This window comes from Streptomyces sp. NBC_00448 (assembly GCF_036014115.1).
Classification (GTDB): Bacteria; Actinomycetota; Actinomycetes; order Streptomycetales; family Streptomycetaceae; genus Actinacidiphila.
In genome coordinates, this window is record NZ_CP107913.1 from 4,940,878 (window position 1) to 4,953,115 (window position 12,238).

A 12,238-nucleotide genomic window follows, 5' to 3' on the forward strand; every position below is an offset into this window, starting at 1 on the left:
GGGCCCGGCGACGTGCCGGACCCCACCGCCTCGGTCAGCGGGCGCGGGTCAGTCCCCCAGGACGCTCAGTCAGCTCGGTTCGCCCAAGCCGCTCAGTCCGCGATCGGCAGGTACACGCGGTTTCCGGACGCGGCGAACTCCGCGGACTTGGCCGCCATCCCGGCGCGGATCTCCGCCTCAGTAACCTCCGTGGGGCCCTCCGTGGAGCCCTGTTCGGCGCCCTGATCCCCGCCGCCGTGGGTACGGCGGATGTCGTGCGAGATCTTCATCGAGCAGAACTTCGGGCCGCACATGGAGCAGAAGTGCGCGGTCTTGGCCGGCTCGGCGGGGAGCGTCTCGTCGTGGAAGTCACGCGCGGTGTCGGGGTCGAGGGCCAGATTGAACTGGTCCTCCCAGCGGAACTCGAAGCGGGCGTCGGACAACGCGTCGTCCCACTCCTGGGCGCCGGGGTGCCCCTTGGCGAGGTCGGCGGCGTGCGCGGCGATCTTGTAGGTGATCACCCCGGTCTTGACATCGTCGCGGTCCGGCAGGCCGAGGTGCTCCTTCGGAGTGACGTAGCAGAGCATCGCGGTGCCCCACCAGGCGATCATCGCAGCGCCGATGCCCGAGGTGATGTGGTCGTAGGCGGGTGCGATGTCGGTGGTGAGCGGGCCGAGCGTGTAGAACGGGGCCTCCTCGCAGATCTCCTGCTGGAGGTCGATGTTCTCCTTGATCTTGTGCATGGGCACATGGCCCGGGCCCTCGATCATGGTCTGCACGTCATGCCGCTTGGCGACAGTGTTGAGTTCGCCGAGGGTGCGCAGTTCGGCGAACTGCGCCTCGTCGTTGGCGTCGGCGATCGAGCCCGGCCGCAGTCCGTCGCCGAGCGAGAACGTGATGTCGTAGGCGGCGAGGATGTCGCACAGCTCGTCGAAGTTCTCGTACAGGAAGCTCTCGCGGTGGTGTGCCAGGCACCAGGCGGCCATGATCGAGCCGCCGCGCGAGACGATGCCGGTCTTGCGGCGGGCGGTCAGCGGCACATGGCGCAGCAGCACGCCGGCGTGCACCGTCATGTAGTCGACGCCCTGCTCGGCCTGTTCGATGACGGTGTCCCGGTAGACGTCCCAGGTCAGTTCCTCGGCGCGGCCGTCGACCTTCTCCAGTGCCTGGTAGAGCGGCACGGTGCCGATGGGGACGGGGGAGTTGCGCAGTACCCACTCGCGGGTGGTGTGGATGTTGCGCCCGGTGGACAGGTCCATCACGGTGTCGGCGCCCCAGCGGGTCGCCCAGGTCATCTTCTCGACCTCCTCCTCGATCGAGGAAGTGACCGCGGAGTTGCCGATATTCGCGTTGACCTTCACCAGGAACCGCTTGCCGATGATCATCGGCTCGATCTCGGGGTGGTTGACGCAGGCCGGCAGTACGGCCCGGCCCGCGGCGATCTCCTCGCGCACGATCTCGGCCGGGACGTTCTCGCGCACCGCGACGAACTCCATCTCCGGGGTGGTCTCGCCGCGCCGGGCATAGGCGAGTTGGGTGACCGGCCGGCCCGGGCGGCCGCGCCGGGGGAGCCGGGGCCGGCCGGGGAAGACCGCGTCGAGGTTGCGCAGTCCGCCGCGGGGCGAGGTGTGCTTGAGCCCGTCGTCCTCCGGCCGGGCCGGCCGGCCGGAGTACTCCTCGGTGTCGCCGCGGGCGATGATCCAGTTCTCCCGGAGGGGCGCCAGGCCTCGCCGGACGTCGGTGTCGACCGACGGGTCGGTGTACGGGCCGGACGTGTCGTACAGCGTCACGTCGTGGCCGTTGGTGAGATGCACTTGGCGAACCGGCACCCGCAGGTCCGGCCGTGATCCGGTGGGACCGGTGACGTACGACTTGTGCCAGCCGATTTCACGCGTGCGCGCATCCTGCATGGTCATGTGAGACCCACTCCCTACGCCGGCATTACCCGGTAACAGGTTCAGCGGTCGGCGCAGCGCTCGCCTCAAGCGATGTCAGCGCCCTCTCAGCCCGGTGCTCCGAGCTCCCGCGTTTGCAAAGGTGCTGCCAACGGTAGCGGCTGTGTACGGACATTCACCAGGGCCCTTGCGATGATCGGGCCGTGGACTCCCCCCAGGCCGGCGAGCACGGCCCGCACTCCGCCGCGTCTCCCGACCACGGCCACGGCCAGGAACACGGACAAGGACTCGGCCAAGGACACGGACACAGCCATGGGCACGCGCACGGGCCCGTGCCTCCGGTCTCCCGGCATCTGCGCAAGGTGATCGCGGCCGTCCTCGTGCCGTTCGCGGCCGCCGTGGTGGCCGGCATGGTGCTGCTGTGGCCGGGCGGTGCGCCGGCGCACGCGCGCAGCGGGGTCGGCTTCGACCAGCAGACCCGGCCGGGCAAGGTGGTGCAACTCGTGCACGTGTCCTGCAAGCAGGTCGGCGCGCTGCCCAACGCCGATGGGGCGGGCGACGGTTCGGGCGGCACCGGAAGCGGCGCGGGCGGGACATCGGCCTCGGGCGGGGGCTCCACGGCGGGGTCGGCCGCCAGTGACGCCTGCCAGAAGGCGACGATCGAGGTGATGTCGGGCCCGGACAAGGGCACGAGGTTCACCGAGATCGTGCAGCCGGACCAGACCCGCCGCTACACCGAGGGCGAGGGCCTCGTACTCGCCTACGCCCCCGACGCACCGAAGAACCTGCGCTACTCGGTCACCGACGTGGACCGTGGCCTGCCGGTCGCGCTGCTCGCACTGGGGTTCGCGCTCGTCGTGGTCCTGATCGGGCGGCTGCGCGGGCTCATGGCGCTGGTCGCCCTGGCCATCTCGTTCGCCATCCTGACGTTCTTCATCCTCCCGGCGATCCTGCGCGGCGACAATCCGCTGCTGGTCGCGGTGGTGGGCGGCAGCGCGATCATGCTCATGGCGCTGTACCTGTGCCACGGCGTCAGCGCCCGCACGTCCGTGGCGGTACTCGGCACGCTGTGCTCGCTGTTCCTGATCGGCGCGCTCGGCTCGGTCTTCATCGCCTGGGCCCGGCTGACCGGCAACACCTCCGACGAGACCGGCCTGATCCACACCCTCTACCCGAACATCGAGATCAAGGGGGTGCTGCTGGCCGGGGTGATCATCGGCTCGCTGGGAGTGCTGGACGATGTGACGGTCACCCAGGTCGCGGCGGTGTGGGAGCTGAAGGACGCCGACCCGACGGCGAACTGGCGCAAGCTGTACGGCGCCGGCATGCGGATCGGCCGCGACCACATCGCCTCGGTCGTCAACACCCTGGTGATGGCGTACGCGGGCGCCGCCCTCCCGCTCCTGCTGCTCTTCTCGATCGCCCGCAGCGGGGTCTTCCAGGTGGCGAGCAGCGAGCTGGTGGCCGAGGAGATCGTACGGACCCTGGTCGGCAGCATCGGTCTGGTGGCGTCGGTGCCGCTGACGACGGCGCTGGCCGCGCTGGTGGTCAGCGCCGACCGCGGAAACCGGGGCGAGGTGAGCGGTCAGGGCGGTCAGAGCGGCCCAGGCGGTCGCACCGGTCAGGGCGAGGCGGCGACGGTCCCGGGCCCGTCCCGCCCGGCCGGCGCGGGCCGCAGCCATCGCCGGGTGAAATGACGCGGACCGGCGAACGGTCTGAGCCGTTCGCCGGTCCGGGTGGTGCGCGCGCTGCGGGCGGTCCGGGGTCGATTCCGGGGTCCCGGCCTCGGCCGGGACGCCGACGTCACCAGTCGCGCTTCTTACCGGAGCCCCCCGACGTGACGCGTTTCACGACGAAGACCAGCGCGCCGACCAGGATCACGAAGACGAGCACCTTGAACAGCAGGCCGATCACGATGCTGACCAGGCTCGCGATCAGCGTGCCGAACACGACCAGCGCGATGACCGGGATGCCGATCCACTTGACCCACCAGGGCAGGCTCTTCAGCAGATTCTCCATGACGCTCTTTCGCTCCTAGGTCGCTGCGCGGGGCGCGCACTCCGACTGTGCCGTACTTCGACTGTAGGTCCACCCGGCGCCGGGGCGAAGGCCGGGAAGACCCCATCCGACCCTGATCCGCCCCTTAGGGTTCCGGCGGCGAGAAGACCACCATGACCCTGAGGTCCTCGGTGATGTGGTGGAAGCGGTGCGGGGTACCGGCCGGCACGTAGACCACGCTGCCGCGCGCGACGGTGGTGGTCTCGTCCCCCACGGTGATCGCGGCCCGACCGCTGACCACGAGGTAGACCTCGTCCTGCGCGTGCGGCTGCTGCGAGTCGCTCTCGCCGGCCTTGAGGGCGTACAGCCCCGCTGACATGTTGCGTTCCCGCAGAAAGCGGAGGTACGCACCCTGGTTCGCGGCACGCTCCGCGTCCAGATCGTCCAACCGGAACACCTTCATCGATCGCTCCTCCGCTGCGGTACGGCCACGGTTCTGTTCCGTCTCTTGTCCCGATGATCAGACCTGCGACGATCTCACCATGAAGAATTTCGTCGTCAAGACCCTGGCGAACGCCGGGGCCCTGGGCGTTGCCGTGTGGCTGCTCAAGGACATCACGCTCACCGGTCATTCGGCGTGGCGCGAAGCACTGACGCTCATACTCGTCGCCCTGGTCTTCGGCGTGGTGAACTGGCTGGTGAAGCCGGTCGTCAAGGTGCTGTCGTTTCCGCTGTTCATCCTCACCCTGGGCCTGATCACCATCGTGGTGAACGCGCTGATGCTGCTGTTGACCTCGTGGCTGGCCGGCCGGCTCAGTCTGAAGTTCCACGTGCACGGCTTCTGGACGGCCGTGCTCGGCGGCCTGATCGTCAGCGTCGTCGCGTGGGCGCTGCACCTCGTCCTTCCGGACGAGGACGACTGAGCACCGACCCGAGCGAGCACCGAGGAGACATGAAGGATGAGGACCGCATGACGCAGGATCGCACGGCAGAGGACCAGGTCGGCGACAGCACCCGCAGCGTGCACGCCGGCCGCCCCGAGGCCCGGCCGTACGAGCCGTCGCTGCCCGGCCCGGTCTTCGTCTCGCACTACCACCTGCCAGGCGAGCCCACCGGTCCGTATGTCTACGGCCGGGACGACAACCCCACCTGGGACCTGCTGGAGCAAGCGATCGCGGAACTGGAGGCACCGGGCGACCCGGAGGCCAGCACGCTCTCGTTCGCCTCCGGCATGGGGGCGATCTCGGCGGTGCTGCTGTCGCAGGTGCGTTCCGGCGAGGTGGTCGTCCTGCCGTCGGACTGCTACCAGACGACACGCGCGCTGGTGGAGCGCCTGGAGTCGTACGGCGTGCAGGTGCGGATGGCGCCGACCGCCGGCGACGCGCAACTCCCGCTGCTGGAGGGCGCCCGGCTGGTGTGGCTGGAGAGCCCGTCCAACCCCGAACTGGACGTGTGCGACATCCGGCGGCTGGCCGACGCCGCCCACGCGGCGGGCGCGCTGGTCGCCGTGGACAACACGCTGGCCACGCCGCTGGGCCAGCGGCCGCTCGCCCTGGGCGCGGACTTCTCCGTGGCCAGCGGCACCAAGGCGCTCAACGGCCACGGCGACCTGCTGATGGGGTACGTCACGACGCGGAGCGCCGAACTGGCCGACTCCGTACGCAAGTGGCGCAAGACGGTGGGCGCCATCCCGGGGCCGATGGAGACCTGGCTGGCGCATCGCTCGCTGGCCACGCTCGCGCTGCGGGTGGACCGCCAGGCGGACAACGCGCTGGCACTCGCCCGCGCCCTGCTGGAGCGGCCCGAGGTGACGGGGGTACGGCACCCGGGGCTGCCCACCGACCCCTCGCACGAGGTGGCGGTGACACAGATGCGCCGCTTCGGCAGCGTGGTGTCCTTCACGCTGCCCGACCGGGAGCACGCGGAACGCTTTCTCGGCGCGCTGCGGATGACCTCGGAGGCGACGAGCTTCGGCAGCGTGCAGTGCACCGCCGAGCGCCGGGCCCGCTGGGGCGGCGACGCGGTGGCACCGGGCTTCATCCGCTTCTCGGTGGGCGTGGAGGACCCGGACGACATCGTGGCCGACGTGGTCCGTGCGCTCGACGAGGCCGCGCGGCAGCAGTAGCGCTGTCGCACCGCACGGCTAGCGTGAGGGCATGACCAAGTCAGCGAACGGGTCGGCCCCGGCGGGCCTCATCGACGTCCTGCGACCGTATGTGGAAGACGGCACCCTGCCCGGCGCGGTCGGCCTGGTGGCGCGTGGCGACGACGTCGAGTTCGCGGCGGTCGGGTCCCTCGACGCCGAGGGCCGGTCGCCGATGGCCCGGGACTCGATCTTCCGGATCGCCTCGATCACCAAACCGATCACGGCCGCGGCGGTGATGGTGCTGGTCGACGACGGCCGGCTCGATCCGGCGGACCCGGTACGGCGGTGGCTGCCGGAGCTGGCCGCGCCGAGCGTGGTGCGCACCCCCGAAGGCCCGCTCGACGACGTGGTGCCGGCCACCCGCCCGATCACGGTGGAGGACCTGCTCAGCTCGCGCACCGGGTACGGCTTCGCGCCGGACTTCGCACTGCCCGCCGTGCGGCCGCTCTTCGCCGAGGGCGTGCAGTCCGACGGCCGCGAACCGCAGCACTTCCTGGCCACCGACGAGTGGCTGCAGACGCTGGCCGGCGTTCCGATGCTGCATCAGCCGGGCGAGGCGTGGCTCTACAACACCTCCTCCGACCTGCAAGGCGTGCTGATCGAGCGGGTCAGCGGCGAGTCGCTGCCCGACTTCATGGCCGAGCGGATCTTCGAGCGGCTGGGCATGCGGGACACCGGCTTCGTCGTCCCGGCCGCGAAGCGGGACCGCTTCACCAGCTACTACCGGACCGACGAGTCCGGTGGCCTGGAAGTGGCCGACGGGCCGGACGGCCAGTGGAGCAGCATGCCGCCCTTCCCGTCCGGCGCCGGCGGGCTGGCCTCGACGGCCGACGACTGGCTGGCGTTCGGCCGGATGCTGCTCGCCGAGGGCGCCACCGCGGACGGTCGGCGGCTGCTGTCGGCGCAGTCGGTGCGGCTGATGACGGCGGACCACCTCACCGGGGCGCAGCGCGCGGCGAGCCGGCTCTTCCTGGAGGGGCAGGGCTGGGGCTTCGGCGGTTGCGTGGACGTCGAGCCCCTCGACCCGTGGAACGTCCCTGGTCGCTACGGCTGGGTCGGCGGCACGGGTACGTCGGCGCATGTCGTGCCCGCGACCGGCTCGGTCCACATCCTGCTGACCCAGCTCGCGGCGACGAGCCCGGTGCCCGCGCGGCAGCTACGGGACTTCTGGCGGTACGCGGCGGGCGCGTGAGCGGTGCACGGCACCGCTCGTGACCGATACACGGCAGGCGCGTGAGGAGCACGGGATGACGCGACGGCGCTGATTTCGCCGCCACGGACACGTTTGCTCGGCGCTTCGTCGCGGCAGATCTCAGGCATGCCTCCGGACTCGCACCCCAGCCCCTTTACCCGGCCGGTGATCAAACGTACGGCCCGCGCGATCATCCTCGACGGCGACCGGCTTGTGCTGATCAAGCGGACCAAACCCGGCATCGCTCCGTACTGGGTCACGCCCGGCGGCGGTGTCGAGGAGGAGGACGCCGGGGTGCTCGCCGCCCTGCACCGCGAGATCGACGAGGAACTGGGCGGCAAGATCACCGACGCGGTACCCGCCTTCGTCGACACCGTCGAGCACATCGCGGACGACGGGTCGCACGGCGTGAAGGTGCAGTACTTCTTCGCCTGCCGGCTGGAGTCGATGGACCTCGACCAGCGGCACGGCCCGGAGATCGACGCACCGTGCGGCAGCTACGAGGTGGTGCGGGTGCCCTTCACCCGGATGGGACTCGCCTCCGTGGAGATCGTGCCGCTGACCCTTCGGCACTACCTGGACGCGAACATCGAAGGGGTGCTCGGGCTGCTCGGCCCCGACCTGAGCTGATCCGACCGGCCCCGCCGCTCCACGGGCCGCTCAGGCGTCCGCGACCAGGGCGTACGCCTCACGCAGGTCGTCCCCGGCATACGCATGGGTGGCCAGGCCGCTGACATGGTCGTCGCCGTTGACCGCGACCGACACCGGGACCACGCCGAACAGCGCGGTGTCCGACAGCGAGTCGCCGTAGGCCACGCAGTCGGCGCGGCCGACCCCGTAGCGGGCGCACAGTTCGTCGGCGATGGTCACCTTGGACTCGGGCATCAGGATGCCGGACGGATCGAGGGCGGCTCCGGGCGCGAAGGGGAACGCGGGAAAGACCGAGGCGCGGGCGTCGTGGACACCCCACGTGCGCAGCCGTGTCACGAAGAAGTCAGGGGAGAGCGAGATCACCGCGCAGTGCTCGCCTCGCGCGGTGATGTCGGCCCACACCTCGCGAATCCCACTCAGCCAGGGCGCACTCGTGAAAGCGCCGGCCACGTGGCGCTCGGTGAGCGCGGACCACATCCGGTACGCGCGCCGCGCGTATACGTACGAGTCGATCTCGCCGCCGGACAGTGCTCTGTCCAGCTCCCGGAACTCGGCGACCATGCCGATCTGCCGGGAGATCTCCATTGCGGCGGACGTACCGGGCATCAGCGTGCCGTCCATGTCGAAGATGTGCAGTCGCGCCATCCTGTCCCCCTCCTTCATGCGCGGCCGACCAGGTCCGGCCCTCATGCCGACGCACCCCCGCGTCGACAGGCTCCGCCCGTTCGCCCGTTCGCTCACTGGTCTACTCCGCCAGTGTTCCACGTGGAACACTCCGCGCGACCAACTCCGACCCTCACATAGGTCCGCCAGCAAACAATCCCGTAGCGGAACTATTTTGCTACCCTCGACCCATGACCGTCGAGACCACGCCCGCACCCGCGACGACCACCGACGTCTCCTTCCTGCTCCACCACACCGCCCACGTACTGGCCACACAGATGGCGGCCGCCCTGGGGGAGATCGGCATGTCACCGCGCGCACACTGCGTACTCGCGCATGCCGCCCAGGCCGAGCGGACCCAGGCCCAGATCGCCGAACTCTCCGACCTGGACAAGACCACGATGGTGGTCACCGTCGACCAACTGGAACGGGACGGCCTGGCCGAGCGCGTGCCCTCGGCGTACGACCGCCGGGCCCGGATCATCAAGGTCACACCGAAGGGCGAGCAGGTCGTGACGACCGGCCAGGACATCGTCGACCGGGTGCACGGCGACGTGCTCGGCGCACTGCCCGAGGAGGAGCGGGCAGCGTTCGTCTCCGCGCTGAACCGGCTCGCCGGTGGCCACCTGGCCACCCCCGCCGACTCCCCGGAAGGCGGCCAGGGGGTGCGCAGGCCGCGCCAGTCGCGCAAGTGAGGCGCCCCGCAACAGGCGCCACCAAGCCTCGGCGATAGACCCGTAAAAGATAGTCTCCAACAAAACCATCTGCTACGGTCACTCTTGGCATACCGATCCGCCAGGAGGCGACCCCATGTCTGTCCCCGATTCACCGGACTCCCAGGCCGTCAGGTCGCGCGCGGCCGCGCTCGCGGTCCTCAGCGCGGGCACCTTGATGATCATCCTCGACGGCACCATCGTGAACGTGGCCCTGCCGTCCATCCAGCACGACCTCGGCTTCTCCCAGGCCAATCTGGCGTGGGTGGTGAACGCGTATCTGATCGCCTTCGCCGGTCTGCTGCTGCTCTCCGGCCGGATCGGCGACCTGCTCGGCCGGCGCCGGGTCCTGGTGACGGGGCTCGCCGCCTTCACCGTCGCGTCGTTCCTGTGCGGCATCGCGGACTCCGCGGGCCTGCTGATCGCCGCCCGCTTCGTGCAGGGCGCGGCCGGTGCGATGGTCTCGGCTGTCGCGCTCGGCATGGTGCTCGCCCTCTACCCCGACCCGCACGGCCGGGCCCGGGCGATGGGCATCTACAGCTTCACCCAGTCCGCGGGCGGTGTCCTCGGTCTCCTCGCCGGCGGCATCCTCACCCAGGCGATCAACTGGCACTGGATCTTCTTCGTCAACCTGCCGATCGGCCTCGCCGCGGCCCTGCTGAGCCTGCGCCTGCTGCCCGACGACCGCCCCTCCCGCACCGGCCGTGACCAGGCCGACCGGACCGCCGGGACCGGCACCGGCACCGGCACCGCCCGCGGCGGATTGCGCGGTACCGACGCACCGGGCGCGGTACTGGTCACCGCCGCCCTGATGCTCGGCGTCTACACCATCGTCAAGACCACCGACCGCGGCTGGACTTCGGCACCCACCGCCGGGTTCGGCGCGGCCTCCCTCGCCCTGCTCGCCGCCTTCCTGGTCCGCCAGGCCCGTGCCGCGCAGCCGCTGATGCCACTGCGGATCTTCCGGTCCCGGATCGTCGCCGGTGCCAACGCGGTCCAGGTACTGGTGGTCGCGGGCGGGTTCGGCTTCCAGTTCATGACCTCGCTCTACCTCCAGCACGTCTTGGGCTACGACCCGCTGGAGATCGGGCTGTCACTGGCGCCCACCGGGGTGGCGATCGGCGTGATGTCGCTGGTCCTGTCCGCCCGGCTGGGAGCCCGCTTCGGGCAGCGGGCGGTGCTCCTGCCGAGCCTGGTGCTCTTCGCGGGCGCCTTCCTGCTGCTGGCCCGCACACCGTCGGGCGGCCCCGGCAGCCACGCCTCGTACGTGGCCGACATCCTGCCGCCGATCCTGCTGATGGGGGTCGCGTTCGGGCTGGTCATGCCCTCGCTGCTGACGCTCGGCATGGCCGAGGCGGGACCGGCCGACTCCGGCCTGGTGTCAGGGGTGTTCAACACCGCGCAGCAGATCGGCGGCGCGCTGGGACTGGCGACGCTGGCGTCGATCGCCGGCACTCGCACCGAACACCGGCTGGCCGCCGGCCGGACCGCGACCACGGCGCTCGCCGACGGCTACCACCTGGCCTTCGTCGTGGCGGCGGGACTGCTCGCCGCCGCGGCCGTCCTCGCCGGGGTGCTGCTGCGCACCCCGGCGGGACAGGCGCCGGCCGGACTGAGCCCGACCGGCACGGCGGGCCCGGATGAGCTGGGCGTCAACTCCAGCCGGGGAAGCCGCCCGGCACCGGGGCCTGCTGGTCGTAAGGCTCGCGTGTGAACACGAAGGAGCCCAGGTCGAGATGGCTGAGCGTGCCGTCGTCCCGGCGCACCGCCCGTAGCGTCTCGCCCGCGTAGTAGCCCGTACGTCCGGTCCAGGTGCCGTCATGTTCCACGTGGAACCGTGTGCCACGGCCCTGGCCGGTCAACGGCTTCAGCTCCACCTCACCCGACGCCAGCACCAGCAGCCCGTACCCATGAGTGCCCCAGTACCAGGCGCCCGCCAGGTCGAGCAGCGCCGGATCAAGAGCGTCGGCGGGCCGCCAGGGCGCGGGGAAAGCGGGTTCGGCGTCGGCGCTGATCGCCAGCAGGTCGGCCGCGAGGCCGCCCACCCTGGGTCCCGAGGTGGAGTTGGCCAGGGCGACCGCTCCGAGCCGGTCCTCGACGCTCACCCACACCGTCGCCAGGAAGCCCGGCATCGAACCGGTGTGGCCGATCAGAGTACGGCCGTGGTGCCGTGTGATCTGGATGCCGAGGCCGTAACCCGCGCCCGGCTCGTCCGCCTCGGCGGGCGCGGCCGGCTCGCGCATGTACGCCACGGTCTCCTCGGCCAACACCTCTGGATGACCGCCGGCCAGGAAGGTCGCCCACCGCGCGAGGTCGTCGACCGTCGACCACAGCTCACCGGCCGGCGCCATCACACCCGTCTCCTGCACCGCCTCGGGCACCATCACATCGGCCCACGGGTGGACGGCGAAACCGCCCGCGGCGGGCTGCCTCGGCAGCAGGCTGGTCCTGACCATCCCGAGCGGGTCCAGCACCTCCTCCTGGAGCGCGTCACCCCATGGCTTGCCGCGCAGCCGGGCCACCACTGCACCCAGCAGGGCGAAGCCGGGGTTGGAGTAGTGGTGCCGGCGCCCCGCCGGGTGCTTGACCGGTGCGGTACCGAGTACATCCGCCAGTTCGGGCCGCAGGTCGCCCGGAGTGCGCTCCCACCACGGCCCCGGCGTCTCGGAGGCGATACCCGAGGTGTGCGCCAGCAGTTGACCGATCGTCACCCCGCCCACCGACGTGCCGGGCAGGTGCTCCTCCAGCGGATCGGTGAGCGCCAGCCGGCCCTCGTCGCGCAACCGCATCACCAGCACCGCGACAAAGGTCTTGGTCAACGACCCGATCCGGTACTGCGTGTCGCTGTCGGGGGCATGCCCCTCGATCATGCTGCGCGACCCGCTCCACACCAGCGTTCCGTCCCGCACCACCCCGCCGACCAGCGACGGTGTGCGGCCCCTGGCCTGCTCCACCGCCACCCGGTGCATCAGCGCCCGGGTCGTGGCGGGCAGCAGTCCCC

Annotated in this window: 12 protein-coding genes; 7 read left to right on the plus strand and 5 right to left on the minus strand. The window is 71.1% G+C overall.

The features are described 5' to 3' along the window. Nucleotides 1-92: 92 nt before the first annotated feature. Nucleotides 93-1,895, minus strand: a complete 1,803-nt coding sequence (thiC, locus tag OG370_RS21030; protein ID WP_328466521.1) for a phosphomethylpyrimidine synthase ThiC — start codon at nt 1,893-1,895, stop codon at nt 93-95. A 182-nt stretch (nt 1,896-2,077) separates the two neighbouring features. Here thiC and OG370_RS21035 point away from each other — a divergent pair, with 182 nt between their 5' ends. Beyond that, a complete protein-coding gene (locus tag OG370_RS21035; RefSeq protein WP_328466523.1) occupies nt 2,078-3,571 on the plus strand; it encodes a YibE/F family protein in 1,494 nt (497 codons plus the stop codon). A 106-nt stretch (nt 3,572-3,677) separates the two neighbouring features. Here the strand turns inward: OG370_RS21035 and OG370_RS21040 are convergent, their stop codons facing one another. Then, on the minus strand, nt 3,678-3,893 hold the full coding sequence (locus OG370_RS21040) for a DUF5326 family protein (RefSeq protein WP_328466525.1): 216 nt from the start codon (nt 3,891-3,893) through the stop codon (nt 3,678-3,680). 124 nt (nt 3,894-4,017) lie between these two features. Further along, complete coding sequence (locus OG370_RS21045; RefSeq protein ID WP_328466527.1) at nt 4,018-4,335, minus strand: cupin domain-containing protein; 318 nt, start codon at nt 4,333-4,335, stop codon at nt 4,018-4,020. A 79-nt stretch (nt 4,336-4,414) separates the two neighbouring features. On the opposite strand from OG370_RS21045, the gene OG370_RS21050 reads away from it, so the two are divergent. From OG370_RS21050 to OG370_RS21065, 4 genes are all read left to right on the plus strand, one after another. Further along, a complete protein-coding gene (locus OG370_RS21050; RefSeq protein WP_328466529.1) occupies nt 4,415-4,795 on the plus strand; it encodes a phage holin family protein in 381 nt (126 codons plus the stop codon). A gap of 47 nt (nt 4,796-4,842) precedes the next feature. Beyond that, nucleotides 4,843-5,997 (plus strand): cystathionine gamma-lyase, encoded by a 1,155-nt coding sequence (locus tag OG370_RS21055; RefSeq protein WP_328466531.1) that lies wholly within the window; start codon nt 4,843-4,845, stop codon nt 5,995-5,997. Between the two features lie 31 nt (nt 5,998-6,028). After that, nucleotides 6,029-7,210 (plus strand): serine hydrolase domain-containing protein, encoded by a 1,182-nt coding sequence (locus OG370_RS21060; RefSeq protein ID WP_328466533.1) that lies wholly within the window; start codon nt 6,029-6,031, stop codon nt 7,208-7,210. A gap of 126 nt (nt 7,211-7,336) precedes the next feature. After that, the gene (locus tag OG370_RS21065) at nt 7,337-7,840 is read left to right on the plus strand and encodes an NUDIX hydrolase (RefSeq protein ID WP_328466535.1); all 504 of its coding nucleotides are present in this window, start codon (nt 7,337-7,339) and stop codon (nt 7,838-7,840) included. A gap of 30 nt (nt 7,841-7,870) precedes the next feature. Here the strand turns inward: OG370_RS21065 and OG370_RS21070 are convergent, their stop codons facing one another. Further along, nucleotides 7,871-8,506, minus strand: a complete 636-nt coding sequence (locus tag OG370_RS21070; RefSeq protein ID WP_328466537.1) for an HAD family hydrolase — start codon at nt 8,504-8,506, stop codon at nt 7,871-7,873. 209 nt (nt 8,507-8,715) lie between these two features. Here OG370_RS21070 and OG370_RS21075 point away from each other — a divergent pair, with 209 nt between their 5' ends. Both OG370_RS21075 and OG370_RS21080 read left to right on the plus strand, forming a co-directional pair. Further along, nucleotides 8,716-9,219 carry a MarR family winged helix-turn-helix transcriptional regulator gene (locus OG370_RS21075; RefSeq protein ID WP_328466539.1) on the plus strand — a complete coding sequence of 168 codons (504 nt, stop codon included), beginning with the start codon at nt 8,716-8,718 and terminating at the stop codon, nt 9,217-9,219. Nucleotides 9,220-9,334: 115 nt separating this feature from the next. Further along, entirely contained in the window at nt 9,335-10,951 is a 1,617-nt protein-coding gene (locus OG370_RS21080; RefSeq protein ID WP_328466541.1) for an MFS transporter, read from the plus strand. On the opposite strand, the gene OG370_RS21085 is transcribed toward OG370_RS21080, so the two are convergent. After that, the gene (locus OG370_RS21085; protein ID WP_328474287.1) at nt 10,890-12,206 is read right to left on the minus strand and encodes a serine hydrolase domain-containing protein; all 1,317 of its coding nucleotides are present in this window, start codon (nt 12,204-12,206) and stop codon (nt 10,890-10,892) included. The genes OG370_RS21080 and OG370_RS21085 overlap by 62 nt on opposite strands. Nucleotides 12,207-12,238: the final 32 nt, after the last annotated feature.